The sequence below is a fragment of the Paenibacillus sp. 1001270B_150601_E10 genome (genome assembly GCF_015558675.1).
Classification (GTDB): Bacteria; Bacillota; Bacilli; order Paenibacillales; family Paenibacillaceae; genus Paenibacillus_B.
This window is the reverse complement of record NZ_JADMOL010000005.1, coordinates 18169-41721: the sequence shown is the minus strand read 5'-3', so window position 1 is coordinate 41721 and position 23553 is coordinate 18169. Positions and strand designations below refer to the sequence as shown.

Below are 23553 nucleotides of genomic sequence, written 5' to 3'. Positions count from 1 at the left end.
ATCGCAACCAACCTCCATTCACGTGCAGATGGAGGTTGTCTGTTTGGAATAGGATCACAAGCGGGCATCGCCATTAGGGGTGCCCGTTTTTCTTGTTTACTAGGCTAACGATTCATGAGCTGCGCATTTCACCTGAATATGAACACCCACGAAACAAACTCGCATGACATTGCTAAGCATCTTTATCGCTAGTCTGTTGCCCTAGACCTTTAATTCGTAGGGTATAGTCCTTGAACTCCTGTGGTTGTTGGCGCTTACATCCTTTTCTAGAATGAAGATAGTTCAACAACGGTATACAGAAAAACGTAAGGATGTGAGCAATCCACATGCAATCAACCACCATACCGGCGTTCAGTCCGAGAAAGAAGAAATCCATTTGGCGCAAGCTGGCCTCCCAATATCAACTGCTGTTGATGTCGGTGCCGTTTGTCATTCTGCTGATTGTATTTGCCTATGTTCCCCTGTGGGGATGGATAATGGCTTTTCAGCGCTACTCTCCGGGAAAAGGGATTTTCAACAGCCCTTGGGTAGGCTTTGATAATTTCACGACCTTGTTTCATGATGAGCGATTCTTCCTTGTCCTTAGGAACACACTCGCCATGAGTATGATGAGCCTGGTATCCGGCTTTGTCTGTGCGATTATCTTAGCGCTTCTGCTCAATGAGGTTCGGCACTCGCTGTTTAAGCGTGCCATTCAGACTGTAACGTATATCCCGCACTTTGTCTCGATGGTCGTCATAGCCAATATTGTGCTGACCTTTTTGTCTCCTGACGGTCTTGTGAATGACCTGCTCATCAAGCTCGGCATTCTTAAGGAATCGATCTTCATTATGGGAAAAGGAGAATGGTTCTGGTTCATCAACACGATGGTCGGCTTATGGAAGGAGCTTGGCTGGAGCACGATTATTTACTTGGCCGTGCTGGCAGGAGTGAACCCGGATCTGTACGAAGCAGCGGATGTCGATGGAGCAGGGCGCTTCCAGAAGATGTGGAACATCTCGATCCCAAGCTTGCTGCCGACAGCCATCGTCCTGTTGATTCTATCGATGGGAAATATTATTAACATCGGGTATGAATCGCAGTTCCTGCTCAGCAATCCACTTGTACAGGATTATTCAGAAGTATTGGACCTGTACGCCTTGAATCTATCTTTTGGCTCCGGCCAATACTCTGTCGGTGTTGCGCTCGGCATATTCAAATCCATAATCAGCTTGGCGATCGTTATCTCGGTTAACTTTTTGGCGAAGAAGACGAGCGGCATCCGATTGTTCTGATTACAACGAAGGAAGTGACTTCTTAAGATGAAACGACGACTTCGTGCACGCGATGTTACTTTTGACACGATCAACTATATCCTATTGGCTCTGTTAGGCTTCATTACGCTGTATCCCTTTTACAATCTGCTGATGGTATCCTTTAACGATCCATTAGATACGATTCGTGGGCAGGTCTATTTTTGGCCGAACGAGTTTACGCTCAACAACTATAAAATTGTATTCCAGGACGATGCGCTCTACATGGCTGCTGTTCGATCGGTGCTCCGTACAGTCATTGGAACCTTCCTATCGGTCGGCTGTACGATGATGCTTGCATATACGTTGACGCGCAAGGAATTTGTCCTGCGGAAGTCTATTAATCTGCTGATAATTATCAGTATGTACGTAAGCGGCGGGATCATTCCTTCCTATCTGCTTATCAAGGGTCTTGGGTTGACCAACTCCTTCTGGGTGTATATCCTGCCGGGCTTGATTGGGGTATTTAATGTCATCATTATGCGCACCTCCATTGAGGGCTTGCCTGAAGGCTTGATCGAAGCGGCGAGAATGGAAGGAGCCAACGAATTTCAGGTGCTCTTCCGCATCATTGTTCCAATCAGCCTGCCGGTGCTTGCAACCGTTACGCTGTTTAACTCGGTTGGCCACTGGAACGCTTGGTTCGACAACTATCTGTACAATACGAGGGACAACCTGAACCTGCTCCAATTTGAGCTGATGAAGATACTGCTGCAGTCTACCAGCCAGATGGTCAACAATGCTTCCTCCACAGGCTATATTGACAGCGAGTCCGTGAAGAATGTAACACCGGAGGCCATCCGGGCTACGATGACGGTAATTGTTACGTTCCCGATTCTGCTTGTATATCCGTTCTTGCAAAAGTATTTCATTAAAGGCGCCTTGATTGGTGCTATTAAAGAGTGAGCTAGCGGGGTTATCAACTTGGCTTCATGCCAATTGATATAATGAAATAGACAGAGAGGGTGTCAACGAATGAGAAAGGCGTTATCGATTACATTATGCTTTATGCTGTTTGCTTCGTTGCTTGCAGGATGCGGGAAGTCGGACGACCAAGCTGCAGGCAGCACAGATTCCACAGCACCAATTACCTATACGATGAGCACGACAGATACGAAGCTGAAGTGGGATACAGATGTGGGTAAAGCGATTACGGCAAAGACTGGTGTATCGCTAGATTACATTCCGATCGTAGGAGATGAGGGGCAGAAGAATGATCTGTGGCTTGCTTCCGGAGATTACCCAGACATGATGACCTTGTCGCCAAATATGACAGGGAAGTATCGGGATGCAGGCGCGATCATTCCGCTTGAGGATTTGATTGAGAAGCATGGTCCTAATATTAAAAAGCGCTTTGGTAATTATCTGGATCTGCTGAAGGATTCGGATGGACATATTTATTCGCTATACGGTATTAATCTGGCGCAGGAAGCACCGGCAAGCGCAGCTGCGAGCTTCATTGTGCAGTATGACGTCCTGAAGGAAGCGGGCTATCCGGAGATTAAGACGCTGGATCAGCTGTTCGACGTGCTGGAAGCTTACTATAAGAAGCATCCAACTATTGAGGGACAGTCAACGATCCCATTCTCCGGCTACTGGGGCGGACTGACTTATACGAATCCGGTGATCTCGGCGGCTGGGCTTCCAGACCAAGGCTTCAATATGGTAGACGAGAATAATCAGGTACGCTTTGCGCTGACAGAGCCGTTTACCAAGCAGTATTATCAGTTCCTGAACCGTCTGCAGAACGCAGGAATGCTTGATAAGAACATTTTCGGAAAAGGCGAAGAGAATCTTGCGAAGATTGCGCAAGGACGTGTCTTGGCTGAGTTTATGCCGGGATGGCTCCTCAGCAATGCAGAGAAATCGCTGGTAGCTGCTGGCATGACGGAGCGTCAATATGCGAAGCTGCCGATCTTGTTCGATGAGAACACGAAGGATCAGTCATTTGCCGTTCCTATCACCAATTCAAGCTCCAACTGGGTCATTACCGAGTCTGCTAAGAATCCTGAACGCATTATCCAAATGATTGACTATTTGTTCTCTGATGAAGGGCAAATTCTGATCAACTGGGGCGTGGAGGGCGTTCAATATGAGATCAAGGACGGAAAGCGCATGAAGCTTCAGTCTTATACGGATGAGCTGCGCAAGAACCCTGATCTGGCGTATCAGAAGGGGCCAACAGGTCCAATTGTGAACTTCAGCATTGGTGATGGCGCCTTGTTGGATGACGGTGACTATGCGACATCCAATACGAAGGAATCGGTTATTCAAAACTATGATCAGCTGACGAAGGATGTGCTGGCGAAGTACGGCAAGGAAACATGGTCTGACTTCCTTCCAGCTCCGACGATCGTTCCGGCAATGCTGTGGCAGCTGTCAGAGCCAGAAGAAACGAAGGCAATCTTCCGCAAGCTGGAGGAAACGATCAGCAAGGAAGTGCCGCAGATGATTCTAGCGAAGTCGGATGCGGAGTTCGATGCTGCTTGGAATCGATTTGTAGAGCAGATCGACAAAGCAGGCAAAGCGCAATATGAGGAAGTATGGACGACGACCTGGCAGGATTACGTGAAGCGTTATGATGAGATTGTGAAATAAGCAGAAACATAAGGCATGACGCAACCCGGACGTTCTGAGGAGATGAAGGTCCGGTGTTGCTTTTCCATATCATACAGGATGATTTCGGTAGAGTATAAACTCCTATTAGCGTATAAGCCTGCCTTTAATTGTCGTTAAGCTTCGCATGACAGTGATCGCGATTTATCTCATAATGGAGAGAGGGGGAGGGGAGTGAGACATGAACATTCGGACGAAGATCTTTATCGCCAATGCTGTTGTGTCCCTTCTGCTGCTTGTGGTGCTTACATCGACGATGAGCCAGTTCAGCAGTGGAATTATACTCGACAAGGCAAAGGAAGATGTCAGCTACTCCATCTCTCAGCTCGCTCAGAATATTGACAGCCTGCTGGAATCCTATGAGAAGATCGTGGACTCGCTCTATGTAAGCACAGAGCTTCAGGACAAGCTCCTTCGCAGCTATACGAACTTTCGTGATGCGCAGGAAACCTATTTGAATTATGTGCAGCCCTATGAGGAGTGGATCATGACCTCAAGGGACATTTTGAGATTTTCAATATATACCGATAACCCTACCTTTCAGTTTGCGCAGGTGCGCTATATTGATGACGAGGTAAAGCAGTCGTTTTGGTATAAGAGCACGCAAGGAAATGCTGCCGCTCTGGTTAAAACTTGGACGCTGTCACAGGATGATGCCCTGCTTCATAACGGTGTGCTGAGGCTTACGCAGAAGGTTCATAATGCGAATACGGGCCGAGAAATGTACTTGACGATCGATATTGATGACTTTTTGATCCGCAACTTGATCTCTCGTGAGAATGAGGAGCAGCGGTTTATTATAGCGCTGCCGAACGGATCTGTCATTTTAGATACAGGGGTGCCGAACCCCTATCAAAGCAAGGTCATGGATCTCCCATTCTATGACCGGATTGCAAAAGAGTCGCTATATTCAGAGCTGTACAAGGATGATAACGATGAGGAGTATCTACTGACTGCGAAGACGCTCGGCAGCCGATCCAGCATAAGCGGGCTTAAGGTGATACAGCTCATGCCGATGGATCAGATGATGGGCAAGGTCGATCAGATGAAGAAGCTCGCCTTGCTGCTGCTTGTCATCAGCTCAATTGTATCCGTTATCATTACGTTTTTGATCTCGATGAGCCTTACGAAACGCTTAATGCGTTTCTCAAGCCAGATGAAGACGATTGATATGGAGAATCTGACCCCTACGATGGAGATTAAGGGGCGAGATGAGATCGCGCAGCTCAGCGAGCAGTTCCAGCAGATGATGGTTCGCATTCATCAGCTCGTCCATGAGGTGTATGTATCGGACATTGCGAGAAAAGAGTTGGAGCTTAGCAACAGGGAGTATGAACTGTATGCCCTGCAGGCTCAGATCAATCCGCATTATTTATTTAATACGTTAAATGCCATTCGAGGAAGTCTGTTGGAGAAGGGAGACAGGGAGAACGCGGAAATGATCAAGCTGCTTGCGCAGTCCTTCCGCAGAGTGCTTCATAACCCCTCGGAGATGATTCTCTTAAGCGAGGATCTAGAAATTGTAGATGCCTATCTGCGGATTCAGGTCTACCGCTTTGGCGAGCGTTTGAAGTATGAGATTGAAGTGCCTCGACAACTGCTGAGTGTAAGTATTCCAAGGTTGTCCCTGCAGACACTGATCGAGAATACGATCAATCACGCGCTTGAGCGGACAGAGGGCGGAATACAGATTACGATTCGAGCTTACAAGGAAAGTGAGCGCTGTGTGTGTATCACAGTGGTGGACAATGGACCAGGGATAACGAGAGAGCGACTTGCTGATATTGAGTCGTTAATGAATGATCGGACCACAACGGTGAAATCGAAGCATGTCGGGCTTCGCAATCTGCACCAGCGGCTTCAGCACATGTATGGGAAGGACTATGGCATCCGGTTAGAAAGCGTGGAAGGGCTGGGCACTCGTGTTTCTCTGCTGCTGCCCACAACTGCTGACAAGGAGGGAGACTCATGTTAAAGGTATTAATCGTCGATGATGAGCCGGGAGCGATCAAGGCATTAAAATATGCGCTGGACTGGGAATCCTTCGGGTTTGTCGTAGCGGGGGAAGCGATGAACGGCAGCATGGCCATTGAGCGCCTGAAAGAAAATCATTACGACCTTCTGTTCACGGATATTCGGATGCCAGGTATTAGCGGACTTGAGCTGATTGCCGTCATTCGGGAGCATTCGGATCTGCCGATCATCGTGGTGAGCGGCTACGAAGAATTCGAATACGTGAAGGAATGCCTGAAGCATGGCGTAAAGGACTACCTGCTGAAGCCAGTAGATGAAAATGAGGTTATCAAGCTGCTGAAAAACGTGCAGCAGGACATCAAATCCGCAGCGGAGCTTAATCAGAAGCTCCATCTGGGTGTTCCAGCGATGAGGGATCAGCTGCTTAAAAAGTGGGCGCATGGCGGAATGACCTCTTCACAGGCATTGGCTCAGCTGCACCTCTTGAATATGGATCTGAAGGAACAGGGCTGGTATAGCTGCCTCCTGATCGAGATGGATTTCCAGGAGATGATGGATGTGCATCGAACGGAGCGGGATATTGAAGTGTTGTCCTTTGCGGTTCGAAATGTAATCGAAGAAGTGCTTGGGAGCACCGGCTATGTATTTGAGGAGAGCCTGGAGCGTTATGGCGTGATCCTAATGGATGATGAAGCCAGCACCCTAGAGGAAGCATACGAACAGGGGATCCATCGTGCCGAATCGATTAAGCAGTGTGTACGCCAGTACGTGAAGCTTCCGATTACGATCGGCGTAGGAGAAGCGGCGGAGTCGGCGTCTTTGTTGAAGCACTCATTGGATTCTGCAGCGGTCATGCTGGATCGGAAGTTTTTGCTTGGTCAGGATTCCATCATTACTTACAAGAAAGGCGGCAATGAACGTAAGTCGCTTAGCATTAGCAGCATCGAAACCACGAAGCATCTGATCGAGGCCATGCAGCTGGGCGACCGGGAGCGTGTCGCGGAGCTGCTATCGCAGCAGCTGGAGCAATTTGTCCATCAAGAAGCTCCCAAATCGGTGATTCAGAGCGTGCTCTTTGACTTGCTGGCGACACTAATACGGATGGAGCGGGAATGGGTTAATGCAAAGCAGGATGATGCCTCTCTAGCGGCAGATGAGCTTCAACGAATTCTGCAGGCTTCAAGCGTGCAGGAATTGATTCAATATACCAAAGAGCGCTGCCTGCAGGTCATGGCTCAGCTGGAGGAGACGAGGAAAGACCAGCGCTCGCATGCAATCGATCAAGTGAAACGCATCGTAGCAAAAGAGTATGCAAGCAATCTAAGCCTTAAATCCATCGCAGAGACAATATATATGAATCCGGTGTATCTGGGCCATCTGTTTAAAGCCTCTGAAGGAAAGTCGTTTAATGATTATCTGCTGCAGGTTCGCATGGAGCACGCAAAGGCACAATTAACGTGTACCAATAAAAAAATTTATGCGATTGCGAACGAAGTGGGTTATCGGCAAATGGACTGGTTTTATAAGAAGTTCAAGGAATACACCGGCTTGAGCGCGGGGGAGTTTAGAGCACAATATGCCCAAGGGGAAGAGGAGAGATCTTAGATGAAGCTGAATCTGACGGGTAATATAGAAGAACTTCGATTGGGAATTATCGAATTGGAGGCGCAGCTGTCTTTTACGTGGGATGAGGATGGGCTGCTCGTTCAAGTAGAACAGGGCGAAGGAGATCTAGAGGTGAATTATGAGAATGGAGAGGGGCGCATCAAGTGTGCACAGCCGATCCACTTCTATCGCGCCTTAGGGCTGCTGCTGGAGCATATTCACCGCAACCCTTCTGAGACTCTCCACTTGCACGAAACGCCTTATTTTGACTTCAATGGACCGATGCTTGATATGTCCCGCAATGCCGTGCTGAAGCTTGATACGGTCAAGCAAATCATTCGCTATATGGCGGCAATGGGATTAAATGGCCTCATGCTCTATACGGAGGACACGTACGAGGTTGAGTCTCGCCCATACTTCGGTTACATGCGAGGACGCTACACGCAAGCAGAGCTTAAGGCGCTTGATGATTATGCAGCGCTGTTTGGCATCGAGATTGTGCCGTGCATCCAGACGCTTGCTCATTTGGCCCAAGCCCTGAAGTGGTCGTACGCGAATGAGATCAAGGATCAGGAGGATATTCTGCTGATCGGTGAAGAGAAGACCTACGCCTTCATCGAAGATATGATTGCAGCGGCTTCGGCGCCTTTCCGCTCGAAGCGCATCCATATAGGCATGGATGAGGCCTTCGCTGTTGGCTTAGGCCGATATCTGGCGATTCATGGCTACCGGGATCGCTTTGAGATGATGCAGGAGCATATGAACCGGGTGCTCGAGATCACGAAGAGATATGGCTTGCAGCCGATGATCTGGAGCGATATGATTTTTCATTTTCTATCCAATGACAAGAACGGCTTCCATTATCCACTGGATGTGGACTTTGCGCCTGAGAAGCTTGAAGAGCTGCCAAGCGAGATGCAGTATGTGTATTGGTGCTATGGAACAAGGGAGCAAGAGAAGTATGAGCGTATTATGAAAAAGCATAAGGAGCTTGGATCTACGCCGATCTTTGCCGGCGGCATTCACTGCTGGGGCAGCTTGAGCCCTAATTACGGTAAGACGTGGATGACCTCGCATCCGGCACTAAAGGCCTGCAAGGCACAAGGGGTTCGAGATGTCATCGCGACGGCATGGGGCGACAATGGCCAAGAAACGAATCATCTTGTTATTCTGCCAGGCTTGCAGCTCTTTGCTGAATACGGCTACGGAGATGCGGTGGATGACACGACGCTTGCTCGCCGATTCAAGGCTTGTACGAAGCTTGATCTATTCGAGGATATTGTGGCGCTTAAATATATGGACGAGACGCCAGGCGTGGAGGAAGGCAACCACTGGATGGCGAATCCTTCGAAATACCTTTTGTATCAGGATGTCCTTCAGGGCTTGATGGACAAGCATGTAGAAGGAACGCCTGAAGAGGAGCTGCCAGCGCACTATCGTACGCTGGAACAGCGCTGGAGAAGCTGCAAGGAGAAGACAGAAGGCGCCTTTCACGCCTTGTTTGCTTTTTATGAGCAGTTGAGCCGCGTGCTTGTGCATAAAGGGATGCTGGGTCTTGATATCAAAAGAGCGTATGCGGATCGTCATGCTGCAGCGCTTCGCGAGCTGGCTGAACATCGTTTGCCTGTCGTCCATGCAGAAGTGAATGAGCTGCGCCGCATGCATCGACGTCTATGGATGGAGACGAACAAGGCCCAAGGCTGGGAGGTCCTTGATATTCGTTATGGCGGTATTATGGCTCGACTGTCAACAGCCAGCGACCGTCTTCTAGACCTTGTGGAAGGCCGAGTGGACCAGCTTGATGAGCTGGAGGAGGAGCGTCTGATGTTCGACCCGAATTTGCCGGAGGGAGAAGGACCTCTTACAATCAATATGAGCTCGTATCAGCGCATCGTGACAGCTAGTGCTCTCGTATAGGTAGTTGAATTAATATCAGCAAGAGAACAGAATACGATCTGAAGAAGTGCTATCGGGATGGCGATATGCATGGATGAAATGCAAGCTTTAGAATTAGGACTAGAAGGTATAGAGTTCTCCAGTTGTTTCTTTAACAGGAACGGTGGAGGACTCTTTTTTATTTTTTGGAACGATAATTGAAAAAGATGACAAGATTGGGATTGACACGGTGAGGCACACTGAATATACTGTGTATATAAATATATACAGTAATCACAGTGATGCATGAATAGACACACTGTAGATAGGATCGGTGATATCTCCCTCAACTAGAGGAGAAAGGATCGATAGCGTATGAAGACACAATGGCAGCAGGCTTGGTTGATCACAAAGACTGACCTTGGACGATCAAAGCTTGGGGTGCTTGCCAGCATTATTATTAATGTTTTTTTCGCCTTGAGCGTCTACTCCTTCTGGAACGGTGTTCAGCTGAAAGCGGGCGTTGAGCCGCTCAATCATTTTCTACTCGATTATGTAGGTATTATCGCTGTAACGAATCTAGGCTTTATCTTCAGTGCCAGACATTTGAAGTATATGGAGAACGATTCCTACCGCAATTATCTGCGCAAGCTTCGAACCATGCCGATTGACATCAGGACTGTAGTCTCTACGCGATTTTTTCAAACCGGGCTCTACACCTTCATTAACGGCATCTCGTATTTTAGCATCTTGTATATCCTGATGCTGGCATACGATAAGCAAGCGGTAAGCCTGCTCACCTACATTGTTTTTATCGCTGTCATGCTCTGCATCTCTCTGTTTATGCATACGATATACATCGGCTTTGAATGGACACAGAGCGGAAGGGGTTATTTCTTCGCAATTCTAGGCATTGTTTTGTTTTATTTCTTATTTTCCATCCTATTGTATCTGAGCGGAACCAATCTAACGCTCTCTATCATGTTCCTGGCTGAGCACTATACCTTAATGACCTTAATCGCATCTGTTCTGGGTCTAGGAATTCTGGGCGTGCTTGGTTACAGAACGGCCTACAGGTTACTAAAGAGGTTAGACCTGGCCTAATGTTTAGACATCTAGCGCAGAGGGTTGATCAGCGTACAGGAGGTGGTTGTCAATATGTTTATCCCGATACAAGTGGATGAGAACAGCACGGAGCCGATGTACGCTCAGATTGAGAACCAGCTTCGGGCGTTGATTCTAAGCGGACGTGTTGAGACAGGGACGCTGCTTCCTTCGATCCGTGAATTTGCAAGCCAGCTGCAATGCAGCATCATCACGGTGCGCCGCGTGTACCAGGACCTAGAGAGTGAAGGTCTGCTGCGAACGAAGCAGGGCACGGGGACGTTTGTGGCTCAGGTAGCGCAAGGGGAGAAGGATCAGTATCGAGAAAAGGCTGTGGAGGATGCGTTAAGGAATGCTGTGCAGTCTGCGCAGCAGATGAAGCTCACAAAGCAGGATTTTCGAGAACTGGTGGATCGGGTTGTAGAGGAGAGCTGGAGTGACGAAGGCGAGGGTGAGAGATGAAAGAGAGCAGTTCGATAAGCTTTCATCAAGTGGTGAAGCAAAGAGGAGAGCTGTTTGTAGGACCGATTAATCTGGAATTGCCAAGCGGCTATGTGACGGCGATTGTGGGCCTAAATGGCTCCGGCAAGAGCACGCTGATGAATATGCTGCTTGGGTTGATTCATCCTGATCATGGGGAGGTTCGGCTCGATGGGAAGCGTTATGAGCCATCGAACGATAAGACCTGGAAGCAGGAACTCGGGTACGTGTCTGAGCTCCCGAATCCCGATGATGATACGATGACAGCGGAGAAGCTGGCACAGTTTGCTTCCTATTGGTATCCAAAGTGGAACTGGCAGCTGTATCGCAAGCTTGCAGCCAAGTATGAGGTTCCTCCAAGCACCAAGCTTAAAAAAATGTCCAAGGGGATGCGGCGCAAGTTTGAAATTGTTTTGGCGCTGTCCCATCAGCCGAAGGTTCTTCTTTTGGATGAACCCTCCTCTGGACTTGATCCGCTCGCTTGGCGAAGTATGATTGAGGATGTGCAAAATATCCTGTCTGATGGAGAGCATACCGTCATCATCGCCACTCATATTATTGAGGAGGTAAAGCGGCTTGCCGACTATATTCTATTTCTTCACCAAGGTCAGGTTCTGTGCATGGTGGAGAAGGACCGGCTATTTGACAGCTGGAAAGAATATTGGATTCAAGGTGTTGCCGCTGAAGACCTGCAGGGCGCACCGGGCTTAGCGGATGCTATCCAAGAACGCGGTATGGTACGCCTCATCTCGCATGATGCCGGGAAGCTTGAATCTTTTTTACAGGATGAAGGCTTGGAGGTCGTGAATACGCAGGCGTTAGCACTGGATGAAGTGATGATCTATATGATTCGAATGAGTGAAGAGAGGAGTGTGCGAACACGATGAAGACGCTGCAATTAGACAATATCGTGAAGCAGTATGGCGATAAGCTGGCTGTAAATGGGCTTAGCTTTGAGGTGGAAGAAGGGGAAATCTATGGCTTGCTTGGCGCGAACGGCGCAGGTAAGACAACGACAATGCGCATGGTGCTGGGTTTGATTTATCCAGATGAGGGGAACATTTCCTATTACGGCAAGCCGCATTCTAAGGAGCTTGAAAAGATATTCGGTTACCTGCCGGAGGAGCGGGGATTGTATCCGAAGGTTAAAGTATGCGATCAATTGCTCTATCTGGCTCAGCTTCGCGGTATGTCGCGTAAAGATGCAGATGCCTCTTTGAAAAAATGGCTGGAGCGCTTCCAGGTGCCAGAGAACTACAGCAAGAAGATTGAGGAGCTCTCGAAAGGGAATCAGCAGAAGATCGGATTCATCGCTTCGATTCTTCATAATCCGAAGATTGTCATCATGGATGAGGCGTTCAGCGGCCTTGACCCTGTCAATGTAGAGTTGATGAAGGAGACCGTCAAGGAGCTTCGCGACCAAGGCACCAGCATCCTGTTCTCTACGCATCGCATGGAGCATGTGGAGGAGTTGTGCCGCAACATTACGGTGCTGCAAAAAGGGCAGGCGGTTATTCAAGGGAACATTCGAGAGTTGAAGTCGAAGTTTCCGCGCGAGAAGGTCATTCTTCGCACAAGCGGCGATGTAGCGGGAATAGACAGCATCGCGGGTGTCAGCGGAGTAGAGCGTATTCCGGACGGCTACAGCATTCGCATTGCGGATGAGTCAGCGGCGCCTCATATTCTGGAGACAGCGATGAAGCAGACGGCGATACAGCATTTTGAAGTGAAAGAGCCGACCTTGAATGAAATCTTCATTAAGGTGGTTGGAGGTGAGTCGAATGAATAGCTTAAAGACCGTGATTGGGTTCACGCTTCGTACGAAGCTTCTGACGAAGTCCTTTATCATTACGACTGCAATCTTGGTGGTCTTGATTTCGATTGGTATAAATCTGCCTTATATTATTTCCTTATTTTCAAAAGATGAGCCTGTGAAAATTGGCGTTTTGAGCGGTTCTTATACGACGATTGGCGAGTCCTTGTCCCAAGCCTTCAATGGGCAGGAGAGTAAGGATCTGCAAATAATCGTGGATCCGAATGCGACCGAAGAACAGCTGAAAACACAGCTTGAGAATGAAGAAATCAATGGCTATATCAAGCTGGAAGCCGCAGAAGGAGCTTCGCCTGAAGCATTCCCAAGCGCCGTGTATTATGCAAATAAGGATCTTGGCTTTACAGAGCAGTCCGCGATTACGAGTGTGCTGTCTGTCCTGAAGACGAAGTGGGTCGCGAAGGACGCGTTAAGCGATGAGCAGTTGGCTCAGCTTGAGCAGCCTGTACGCTTTGATACCGTCAACTTGAAGGATAGCGAGGATGGGCCAGTATCAGAAACGGATGATATGCGCAAAATGGTGTCCACCTTCGTGGTACTCGCGCTCATCATTTTGTTCTTCATGACGAATATGATGACAGGAAACATGATCGCAGCTGAGGTAACGCAGGAGAAGAGCTCTCGCATTATGGAGATTTTGATTACGAGCGTATCTCCGCTTGCACAGATGTTTGGCAAAATTATCGGGATGTTTGTTCTTGGCCTGATCCAAATTGTAGTGTTCCTGCTTGCAGCCTTCGTCAATCTGATGCTGCCGCATAATGCTGCGGCATTCAAGGATATCAACTTTGATATTTCAATGATCGATCCGAATGTGGTGCTGCTTGGCATTGTATTCTTTATTCTTGGTTACTTCCTGTATGCGACGTTGTTCGCGGCTGTTGGCTCCATCGTCAGCCGTACAGAGGATCTCGGCCAGGCGATCATGCCAATAACGATGCTATCGCTCGCGGCCTTCTATATTGCATCGTTCAGCGTCTCTGCACCGGATTCGATGCTGGTGAAGATCTCGTCCTTCTTCCCATTCTTCTCGCCGACGACGATGCTGCTTCGTATTGGAGCTGGCGATTATGCGGCTTGGGAAGTCATTGTATCCGTAGCGATTCTCATCGTCTCCATCCTGGCTTGCGGCTGGCTCTCTGCGAAGATTTACCGTACCGGCGTATTGATGTACGGCAAGCGTCCTTCCTGGAAGGAAATCCGCAAGGCGATGAAGGCGTATAAGATTTAACTAGCATAAGTTCTCTTAATAGAGAGAATTATAGTAAGACTCGAGATAGACTTTACTTTTACGATAAAGAGACGAATCAATATATGGATGTCAGACAGCAATCATGCTCATATTATGAACCTTGAGAGGCCGTTTTCAGGTCTCATCAAGGTTTTTTTCTTTGAGATTGACTCATGGCCTGTATAAGCTCAGATTTGCTCGAATAGCGGCAATATCGTCTATTATTCATCCAAGATGTGCTATTGAAAAAGTATAAAATTTGATATTTAATATAAACGTCTTGCTATTCATTATTAAAAAAGGTAAACTAGAATCACAACATGTAGAAGCATAAACCATCAACATACACAATATATAGATTGTGGATGAAATATTAAAAAACCGGTGTCCGAAGCGACTTTATAGGAAATCTGGTGAGAATCCAGAACTGTCCCCGCAACTGTAAGTGTGGAAGAATTGAACATACCACTGTATAGGATCGTGAATAGCGGCTTATATGGGAAGGGTTCAAGGAGGGCGAAGCACAAGTCAGTAGACCTGCCGGATTTTTTTTTGGTTTCACATCTTCGGGGTAGGAGAGGTTGAAACGACGCATCAGCAAGCGAAGAGGATTCCTTGATTTGTTCAAATGAATCTTTGCGTCGTACACACAGCACACCTTCATTGAGGTGGGCTGTTTTAATTTCTTAAGACTGCAGTACGCAGGTTGGTTAAGGAGGGAGATTATGCGTATTGTCTTTGATTCAAAGACCGGCAACGTCAAGAGATTTGTAGGGAAGCTAGATATGGAGTGCACGCAGATTACGCCAGACCTAGAGATGGAAGAGCCGTACATATTAATTACCTACACGACCGGCTTTGGACAGGCACCGCAGGCGACCAAAGATTTTTTGAGCCGTAATGGACGTTTGCCGTTAGCTGTTGCTTCTAGCGGCAACATGAATTGGGGGACCAATTATGGGCGGGCAGCAAACCTTATTGCGGAGCAGTATGGAGTGCCTATTTTGATGAAATTCGAGTTGAGCGGAACACCAAAAGATGTTGCAAGATTTAAACAGGGGGTAGATCAGATTGTCTTCACAGATCGCAAAATGGATACAGCTTAATAATGAAATTATGGTGCAAAAAAACGGGAGCTTCCAGTTCGACAAAGACCGCGAGGCTGCTAGAAGCTATTTTATAGATCATGTTAATCAAAACACGGTATTCTTTCACAACCTAGAAGAGAAGATCAATTACTTGATTGAGAACAACTATTATGAGAAAGAGACCTTCGATCAATATGAATTTGCAGATGTTAAAAAGCTGTACGATTTTGTGTATGCCAAGAAGTTCAGGTTCCCATCCTTCATGAGCGCATTCAAATTCTACAATAACTATGCGCTGAAGACAGACGATGGATCAAAGTTTCTGGAGCGTTATGAGGACCGTATCGCGGTAGTATCGCTGTTCCTGGCAAAAGGCAATATGGAGATGGCGATGAGCTATGCGGATGTTCTTATTTCTCAAGAATATCAGCCTGCTACGCCAACCTTCCTGAATGCGGGCAAGAAACGCCGTGGAGAGCTTGTCAGCTGCTTCTTGCTTGAAGTGGACGACTCGATGAACTCTATCGGATTTTCTATTAATTCCGCTCTTCAACTGAGCAAGATCGGCGGCGGTGTCAGCTTGAACCTGAGCAAGATCCGTGCAGCGGACGAGCAGATCAAGGGCCTTGATGGCAAGGCGAGCGGTGTTCTTCCAGTGATGAAGCTGTTCGAAGATGCCTTCTCCTATGCGAATCAGCTGGGACAGCGCGATGGCAGTGGTGTCGTGTATCTGAACATTTTCCATGCGGACATTCAAGAGTTCCTCGATACAAAGAAGATCAACAGTGATGAGAAAACAAGAATCAAGACCTTGTCGCTGGGCGTTGTTGCGCCTAACAAATTCTTTGACCTCGTAGAAGAAGATAAGGACATGTATTTGTTCTATCCACTTACGGTGTATAAGGAGTACGGCAAGCATCTGGATGATATGGACATCACGGCGATGTATGATGAGCTGGTGAACAACCCGCGCATCCGCAAGAAAAAGATTGTAGCAAGAGACCTGATTATGAAAATTGCACAGACTCAGATGGAGTCTGGTTACCCATATATCATGTTCGTGGATAATACGAATGAATACCATGCGCTCAAGGAATTGGGACGTGTCAAGTTCTCCAATCTATGCAGTGAGATCGCGCAGTTAAGCGAAGTCTCCATCATCAATGATTATGATGAGCAGGATATCATTAACCGGGATATCTCCTGCAACCTAGGCTCGCTTAATATTGTAAACGTGATGAACAACAAGCGCATGAGAGAAACGGTTCATTTGGCGATGGATGCCTTGACTGAAGTCAGCGATCGTTCTAATGTACGCATCGTACCATCGGTTGCGAAGGCGAATCGCGAGCTTCATTCCGTAGGATTAGGCGCTATGAACCTGCATGGCTTCTTGGCTAAAAACAAGATCGCCTATGAATCCAAGGAAGCAAGAGATTTCGTACGGGCCTTCTTCATGATGCTGAATTATTATTCCATTGAACGCTCGATGCTGATCGCGAAGGAGCGTCAGGAGACATTCTTGGGCTTTGAGCATAGCGAATACGCGAATGGCAATTACTTCGACCGCTATCTGACGAAGGATTATTCGCCTGTAACGGATAAAGTGAAAGAGCTGTTTGAAGGCCAAGAGATTCCGACAATGGAAGATTGGAAGCGACTGAAGGAGCAGGTAGCTGAGCATGGCTTATACAATGCTTACCGCTTGGCAATTGCACCAACAGGCTCCATCTCTTATCTGCAGTCCTCGACTGCTTCGATTGCACCAATAACGCAAAGAATCGAGGAGCGCGAATACGGCGATTCCAAGACGATCTATCCGATGCCGTTCTTAAGCGATGAGAACTACTTCTATTATAAAGAAGCTTATGATATGGATATGTTCAACCTGATCGATCTCGTGGCTGATGTGCAGGAGCATATTGACCAAGCGATCTCGACGATCCTGTATGTGAAGGACGACCTGACTACGCGTGATCTGGCGAAGTATTATATCTATGCGCAGAAGAAGGGGCTTAAGACGCTCTATTATACAAGAACGAGAAAGAAGACAATCGATGAATGCGTAAGCTGTGTCGTTTAAGGGGGATATAAGCGATGAATAGATTTGAAGCCGTAAACTGGAATGCACCTGAAACCGATTATACCGAACTCCTATGGACACAGAATACCTCGCAATTCTGGTTGGACACGGAAATTCCGATTTCGAAGGATCTAAAAACCTGGGCCAAGATGACCAGCAAGGAGCAGCTTGCCTACATGCGTGTCTTGGGCGGGTTGACGCTGCTTGATACCGAGCAGGGCAATGTTGGGATGCCGTTGATCGCACAATTTGTGCAGGATAAGCAGAAGAAAGCGATACTTATCTTCCAAGCGGCCATGGAAGAAATACATGCGAAGAGCTATAGTACCATTTTTACAACCGTAGCGAGCTTGGAAATGATCAATGATACGTTCGAATGGGTAAAGGAAAACAAGCATCTTCAGTATAAAACATCGGTCATCGACAGCTTATATCGTAATATTAAGCCAGGTGATGGTCTTAGTTTGTATAAAGCGATGGTTGCGTCCGTGTTTCTCGAGAGCTTTCTGTTTTATTCTGGCTTCTTCTATCCGCTATTCTTGGCTGGCCAGGGCAAAATGGTTGCGAGTGGAGAAATCATTAAGCTTATTATTCGTGATGAGAGTGTTCATGGCGTGTTCGTGGGCTTGCTCGCACAAGAAGTCTTTAATGGTTTGATGGATGAAGACAAGCAGGAGGCAGCAGCGTTTGTGCCTGAGCTTATGAATGATCTCTATCGCAATGAGCTGGAATACACGGAGATGCTGTATGATGATATTGATCTAACGCACGAAGTGAAAAAATATATTCGCTATAATGCGAATAAAGCGCTAATGAACCTTGGACTGGAGCCTGTATTTGATGAGGAAGATGTTAACCCTGTTGTTCTGAACGGCATTCGCACAGAGACAAGCACGCATGATTTCTTCTCAACAAAAGGAAATGGCTATCAGAAGGGCAAGGTTGAACCCTTGCATGATAAAGACTTCTCGCTTCTAAATGATAGAGTGAACCAGTCGGATATTTTTTAATGCTATCCAGATGTTGATGAATCACACCTATATAAAAAGAAAGCCGATCCTAACGAAGGATCGGCTTTTTTCCTTTTTACGATATGATTGCTAACGATATTAAATCTTAACCTTCTAAACTCTTTCACATAGGTTATTTGAAAGGCGCATAGCCTGCTTATTTGCCATATTCATGTTTCCCGTTTTCCATAAAGAAGGACTGCACAACATTCAAGAGTCTGTCAATTTGGTGACTATTCTTGATGCGCATGAAATCATCGTTGTTTCATTTCACCATGTATAGGCGATCTTTCCAAGTCGCATATTACTTAACAGGTGATCATGAATGTGGAATATGGTTGTTTCCTATTTTCCAAGCTGGGAAGTTCTGTTTCAAGCACTAGTTGTAGTAGCCGTTCCATTCGTCCTATCCCAAATGATGTCGAAGACGAAAGACAAGACCGAAGAGAATGCCGAGCAAGAGGATAAGAAGCAGACTCCACAGCGCGACTTTACAGGTAAGCTAGATCACGATCTTAGTCAGGTGAGAGCTGTATTTGGACAGCAGGTGGATGTGAATATTCGGACATTTTGTCTTGGGAACACAACGCAGCAAGCGGCCATTATATTTATTAATGGCATTTCCGATCGAGAACTGATTGACCAGCATATTTTGAAATCCCTGATGGGAGATCTTGCGCTATCAGGAAATGAACAAGCAAGGGGGTCCTCTGTTCCGCCCTATACGAAGCATTATCTAAAAAATCATGTGCTGTCTATAGGAATTATTAAGGAAGTGGACCGGCTATCGGACTTATCGTCCGAGCTGCAGCGGGGACATACGGCTCTCTTTGTAGATAACAGCAACTCCACCGTTATTATTCTGGGTACCAGAAAAGAAATTACGCGCAGTGCGGGAGAGCCGTCATCGGAGATTCTCGTTCGAGGTCCGCGGCTTGGCTTCAATGAAAGCATCTGTGATAATACGACGCTGCTCAGGCAGCATGGCGAACCAGCGAACCTCATGATTGATCAGCTTCGCGTTGGCCAGCGCGTAGCGAAAGAGCTGTCGATAGCCTACATCAAGGATATTGCCGATGATAGCTTAGTTCAGGAGGTTCGCAATAGAATTGAACGGATCGGTCTTGATGACATCCAAGACACAGGATATATTGAGCAATTGATTGAGGACAATTTCTTATCGCCATTTCCACAGGTTCAAAGCACAGAGCGGCTTGATCGTGTAATCAGCGCGTTAATGGAAGGGAGGATTGCCATCCTCTTGGATGGGACTCCCTTTGTCCTGACGGTTCCAACTACTTTTAACATGCTGCTTCAGTCTCCAGAGGATTATTATGAACGGTGGATACCCGGGACGCTGGTTCGGATGCTTCGCTACTTTGCTGCATTCGTATCGACCTTTGGCCCATCGCTATATATATCCTTCATCTCGTTTCATCAAGGTCTGATTCCAACGAAGCTGGCACTCTCCATAGCTGACACGCGAGCAGGCGTACCGTTTCCTTCGCTTATTGAGGTGCTCGTTATGGAGGTTGCGCTGGAAATCCTGAGAGAAGCGGGCTTGCGGCTGCCGAAGCCCATTGGCCAGACGATCGGCATTGTAGGCGGCTTGGTTATTGGAGAAGCGGCTGTTCAAGCGGGTATTGTTAGTCCGCTGATGGTGATTGTAGTGGCGGTTACGGCGATATCCTCCTTTGCGATACCACAGTATAACGCAGGAATTGCACTTCGAATCCTTCGCTTTATAGCGATGATCTTCGCCGCCACATTTGGACTCTATGGAGTGGTGCTGTTCTTCTTATTGTTGTGCAGTCATCTGGCAAAACTGAAAAGCTTCGGTGTTCCCTACATCAGCCCAGCTTCTTCCTACCAGCTGCAGGATTGGAAGGATTTTTTCGTGAGGATGCCATTTAAGCTGATGAAGCAGCGGCCGAAGATGACCAGTGCAAAGAATCCGTTACGTAAGAAGTAAAAAGGGAGAAATGATGGTGAAAACAAGCGCGCAAGAGAGCATTACAACAGGCCAGGCCGCCGTGATCGTGGCTAATTACATACTCGGAGTTGGGATTCTAACATTGCCTAGAACAGCCGCTGAAAAGGTGAAGACGCCAGACATCTGGCTCTCGGTTATTATTGGCGGGGTTATTGCCATATTGGCGGGAATCATCATTGTTAAGCTAAGCCAGCAATTCCCGAACAAGACCTTCTATGAGTACAGCCAAGAGATCATTGGGAAGTGGCTGGGGTGTACGTTAAATCTCATCGTCATCGTGTATTTCATCTTGATGTCGAGCGTTATGCTGCGAGCCATGGCTGAAGTCAACATTTTGTTTCTGCTGGAAGGAACTCCTCGCTGGGCGATGATTATGGTTTTCATGTGGGTGGGATTCTACCTTCTTATTGGAGGTCTTTCAGCGATCACGCGCCTGTTTCAGATTATTTTCCCCATTACCGTCATCATTTTCTTTATGACGGCGGCAATGAGCATTAAGATATTTGATATCAACAACCTGCGCCCAGTGTTAGGGCTTGGATTGGGTCCTGTGCTGAGAGGCGTGAAAACGACAGCCCTTTCCTTTAGTGGGTTTGAAATTATGCTTGTCCTTGTCGCGTTTATGAAAAATCCCAAAACAGCAAAAAAAGCAGTTCTGTTTGGCATTGGGTTTCCCATCCTGATCTATGTCACGACAGCGATTATGGTCATTGGCAGCTTAACGGTTGAGGGTGTGATCAGCTTAGCTTGGCCGACCATAACGCTCATCAAAAGCATTGAATTTCCTGGGATCTTTTTTGAACGTTACGAATCGCTGCTGCTTGCGATCTGGGTGATGCAAATTTTTACGACCTATGTCATTACGCACTATGCAGCGGCATTGGGAGCTGCCCAAAGCATGAAGAAGGACATCCGTCCATTCTTATATATTATGCTGCCGGTAATCTATATCGTGGCTATGCTTCCGCGGAATATAAATGACTTGTTTAAGCTTAGTGAGAACATAGGGAATATGGCTCTCGTCCTATTTGTTGTGCTGCCCGTGCTGCTGCTTGGAATGGCAAAGCTAAGAGGTGATGCGACGAAATGAAGCTCGGCACATGTAGAGTAAAGGTATCTTGGATATGGGCACTTGTCGCAATGGCCATATTGCTGACAGGCTGTTGGAGCCGCAGGGAAATCGAGGATTTAGGCATTACGATAGGGGCAGCAGTTGATATTGGAGAAGAGACTTCACTTGAGCGGCAGTTTGAGCAAGAAGGCGGCGATTATTCCAAACGAAATATCGTAACGCTGACCTATCAAATGGTGAGGCCTGGGCAAAGCGGCAGCATTGTGGGAAAAGGTGGAGGAGGACAAAAGCAATATCGCAACATATCCGTAACGGGAGACTCTTTCTATGAAGTGACGAGAGAAATACCGTTAATCAGTGCAAGACCAATCTTTGGCCAGCATTATAAGGTCATTGTCATCAGTGACGAAGTAGCAAGGCAAATCAGCATGGAGCGTCTCTTTGATTTTTTTATACGTGAACAGGAATTCCGCCCCAGCTGTCTCGTGTTAATCTGTAAAGGCGAGGCCAAACAAGCGTTAGACCACAAAGACAAGAGCGAGTTCCCGGCAATGAGACTGCTTTCCATTACGGATAATCGGTACCAGAGCAGCCGCCTGCTGCCTCCTGTGTCTTTATCGAAGCTGCTTCCGGAAATCAATTCTATGTCGAGCTTTCTTCTGCAGAATATCGTGACTGCTGACGGTGTTGTTAAGTTTGCTGGCGCCGCTGTTATATATGGAAAGACAGGCAAGTTGATCGGCTTCCTTGACGAGGAGGAAGTTGAGGCCATTAACTGGGTGACAGGCGAGGTAAAGGGTGGCGTTGTGAAATCGTATGATTCGAAAACCGGAAAGCCGGTTGTCTATGAAATAACAACGTTAAAAAGCAAAATTAGACCTCATGTGAACAGGGGTCGAATCTCCTTTGATGTTCAGATTGAGTCGGAAGGACGTCTTGGTGAGCAATGGATCGATGGAAACGATTACGACAATCGTTTTCTCAGGCAAGTGGAAGCGGATACGGTTAAGCAGGTGGAGCAGCGTATGGAGAAGATGCTGCAAAAGGTGCAGAAGGAATATCGTGCCGATGTTATCGGCCTGGGCGAATACGTAAGAATATATTATCCTCAGACATGGCAGCAAATAAAGAATGATTGGGACGATAATTTTGCGGAGGCATCGATCCGGTACGATGTCCGTGTAACCGTGAAAGAGTTCGGCACGACGAGTATTAAAATGGACAAATAAAGAGCTGAAAAAGAATCCAATTATGGCTGGTTAAATCTTTCTCCTATGATTTATCCGGCTTTTTTATTTGTAAAAAATAAATGAATATTCTGCTTAAGGGAGAGAACGACTGGCATCAGAGCAGGAAGTTGGGATAAAGGTTTCCTTATCGGCATATGACTTGAAAATGGGAATATAGGGTCTAGGGGTATGATTAGCAGTGTGAATAAAAAAATAGGCACAGGGGGTATGCAAAAAACGGTTGACACAATATAGGGGTAGGGGGTATATTGATAGTAACAGGAGGCAATAACGTCAGCTTCCATAAGATGCTCGCAAATGAAGCAGAATACCTTCATAGGTTGTGAACCATTGATTACAGGAATCCAACAGAAGTCGAAGATCTATACATCCCCTATGTAGAACGAAGATTGGTCAATTCATTTTTATCACATAAAGGAGTGTTGAAGGATGGAACAAGTTACGTTGAACGTAACAGGCATGTCGTGCGGACATTGTGTAAATTCGATTGAAGGAGCATTGAGATCCGTTGGGGTAAGCGGAAAGGTCGATCTTGTGAGTGGAACGGTTGCCAGCGAATATGATAAGGGCCAAGTCGCATTAGAGAAGATCAAGGAAACCATTGAAGAGCAAGGCTACGATGTAGAAGAAGTGAAGGGCCTTTAAAAGCAAGCAGGAATGAATGTATAATTCGGAGTTGTTCAACCATCTGATAGGTTAGCATCCAGCTTATTTTAGAAAAAATGACCCTCTTGCGCCCATTGGTATAGGGTGGTGGGGTATTGTAACCACATGAATGAATCGAAATTCGATCGGCATTTCATGAGAAGCCATAAAAAGGAGACGATAAGCATGACAAATGTGGAATTGAAGGTTAACGGAATGTCTTGTAATCACTGCGTCAATTCGATTGAGGGAGCTTTGAAGGAGATCGGGGCGGAAGGGAAAGTAGATCTCGGAGGCGGAAAGGTTGCTGTGGCGTTTGATGAGAATCAACTTACGCTGGATGCTGTTAAGGAAGCCATTGAGGATCAGGGCTACGATGTTGAGTAATGAATATAGAAAAGGAA

Annotated in this window: 19 protein-coding genes and 1 riboswitch; all 19 genes read left to right on the top strand. The window is 47.1% G+C overall.

What is annotated here, in order from left to right; genetic code table 11:
• The first annotated feature begins 326 nt into the window (after positions 1 to 326).
• The 19 genes from I2H74_RS13405 to I2H74_RS13315 all read left to right on the top strand — a co-directional run bounded on the left by I2H74_RS13405 (position 327) and on the right by I2H74_RS13315 (position 23536).
• On the top strand, positions 327 to 1274 hold the full coding sequence (locus tag I2H74_RS13405; RefSeq protein ID WP_195574490.1) for an ABC transporter permease: 948 nt from the start codon (positions 327 to 329) through the stop codon (positions 1272 to 1274).
• A 27-nt stretch (positions 1275 to 1301) separates the two neighbouring features.
• Positions 1302 to 2198 (top strand): carbohydrate ABC transporter permease, encoded by an 897-nt coding sequence (locus I2H74_RS13400; protein WP_195574489.1) that lies wholly within the window; start codon positions 1302 to 1304, stop codon positions 2196 to 2198.
• Positions 2199 to 2267: 69 nt separating this feature from the next.
• Positions 2268 to 3890 carry an extracellular solute-binding protein gene (locus I2H74_RS13395; protein WP_195574488.1) on the top strand — a complete coding sequence of 541 codons (1623 nt, stop codon included), beginning with the start codon at positions 2268 to 2270 and terminating at the stop codon, positions 3888 to 3890.
• Between the two features lie 199 nt (positions 3891 to 4089).
• Complete coding sequence (locus tag I2H74_RS13390) at positions 4090 to 5883, top strand: cache domain-containing sensor histidine kinase (protein WP_195574487.1); 1794 nt, start codon at positions 4090 to 4092, stop codon at positions 5881 to 5883.
• Positions 5877 to 7487 (top strand): response regulator, encoded by a 1611-nt coding sequence (locus I2H74_RS13385; protein ID WP_195574486.1) that lies wholly within the window; start codon positions 5877 to 5879, stop codon positions 7485 to 7487. Before I2H74_RS13390 ends, I2H74_RS13385 begins: the two co-directional genes overlap by 7 nt.
• Positions 7488 to 9404, top strand: coding sequence for a beta-N-acetylhexosaminidase (locus tag I2H74_RS13380; RefSeq protein WP_195574485.1), 1917 nt, complete (start codon positions 7488 to 7490; stop codon positions 9402 to 9404). It abuts the gene before it with no gap.
• A 333-nt stretch (positions 9405 to 9737) separates the two neighbouring features.
• Positions 9738 to 10466: a hypothetical protein gene (locus I2H74_RS13375; protein ID WP_195574484.1), complete on the top strand. Its 729-nt coding sequence runs from the start codon at positions 9738 to 9740 to the stop codon at positions 10464 to 10466.
• Positions 10467 to 10520: 54 nt separating this feature from the next.
• Positions 10521 to 10928: a GntR family transcriptional regulator gene (locus I2H74_RS13370; RefSeq protein WP_195574483.1), complete on the top strand. Its 408-nt coding sequence runs from the start codon at positions 10521 to 10523 to the stop codon at positions 10926 to 10928.
• Complete coding sequence (locus I2H74_RS13365; protein WP_195574482.1) at positions 10925 to 11833, top strand: ABC transporter ATP-binding protein; 909 nt, start codon at positions 10925 to 10927, stop codon at positions 11831 to 11833. Before I2H74_RS13370 ends, I2H74_RS13365 begins: the two co-directional genes overlap by 4 nt.
• Positions 11830 to 12735: an ABC transporter ATP-binding protein gene (locus tag I2H74_RS13360; RefSeq protein WP_195574481.1), complete on the top strand. Its 906-nt coding sequence runs from the start codon at positions 11830 to 11832 to the stop codon at positions 12733 to 12735. Before I2H74_RS13365 ends, I2H74_RS13360 begins: the two co-directional genes overlap by 4 nt.
• A complete protein-coding gene (locus I2H74_RS13355; RefSeq protein ID WP_195574480.1) occupies positions 12728 to 14008 on the top strand; it encodes an ABC transporter permease in 1281 nt (426 codons plus the stop codon). Before I2H74_RS13360 ends, I2H74_RS13355 begins: the two co-directional genes overlap by 8 nt.
• A gap of 365 nt (positions 14009 to 14373) precedes the next feature.
• Positions 14374 to 14568, top strand: a riboswitch (cobalamin riboswitch).
• A gap of 165 nt (positions 14569 to 14733) precedes the next feature.
• The gene (nrdI, locus tag I2H74_RS13350; RefSeq protein ID WP_195574479.1) at positions 14734 to 15114 is read left to right on the top strand and encodes a class Ib ribonucleoside-diphosphate reductase assembly flavoprotein NrdI; all 381 of its coding nucleotides are present in this window, start codon (positions 14734 to 14736) and stop codon (positions 15112 to 15114) included.
• Positions 15115 to 15124: 10 nt separating this feature from the next.
• Positions 15125 to 17179, top strand: coding sequence for a class 1b ribonucleoside-diphosphate reductase subunit alpha (gene nrdE / locus I2H74_RS13345; protein WP_229106685.1), 2055 nt, complete (start codon positions 15125 to 15127; stop codon positions 17177 to 17179).
• A 14-nt stretch (positions 17180 to 17193) separates the two neighbouring features.
• Positions 17194 to 18189 (top strand): class 1b ribonucleoside-diphosphate reductase subunit beta, encoded by a 996-nt coding sequence (gene nrdF / locus I2H74_RS13340; RefSeq protein ID WP_195574477.1) that lies wholly within the window; start codon positions 17194 to 17196, stop codon positions 18187 to 18189.
• A 325-nt stretch (positions 18190 to 18514) separates the two neighbouring features.
• Positions 18515 to 20161, top strand: a complete 1647-nt coding sequence (locus tag I2H74_RS13335) for a spore germination protein (protein WP_195574476.1) — start codon at positions 18515 to 18517, stop codon at positions 20159 to 20161.
• Positions 20162 to 20177: 16 nt separating this feature from the next.
• The gene (locus I2H74_RS13330) at positions 20178 to 21272 is read left to right on the top strand and encodes a spore germination protein (protein ID WP_195574862.1); all 1095 of its coding nucleotides are present in this window, start codon (positions 20178 to 20180) and stop codon (positions 21270 to 21272) included.
• Positions 21269 to 22483 carry a Ger(x)C family spore germination protein gene (locus I2H74_RS13325; protein WP_195574475.1) on the top strand — a complete coding sequence of 405 codons (1215 nt, stop codon included), beginning with the start codon at positions 21269 to 21271 and terminating at the stop codon, positions 22481 to 22483. Before I2H74_RS13330 ends, I2H74_RS13325 begins: the two co-directional genes overlap by 4 nt.
• 450 nt (positions 22484 to 22933) lie before the next feature.
• Positions 22934 to 23149: a cation transporter gene (locus tag I2H74_RS13320; RefSeq protein WP_195574474.1), complete on the top strand. Its 216-nt coding sequence runs from the start codon at positions 22934 to 22936 to the stop codon at positions 23147 to 23149.
• 186 nt (positions 23150 to 23335) lie between these two features.
• The gene (locus tag I2H74_RS13315) at positions 23336 to 23536 is read left to right on the top strand and encodes a copper ion binding protein (RefSeq protein WP_195574473.1); all 201 of its coding nucleotides are present in this window, start codon (positions 23336 to 23338) and stop codon (positions 23534 to 23536) included.
• The last annotated feature ends 17 nt before the right edge of the window (positions 23537 to 23553 follow it).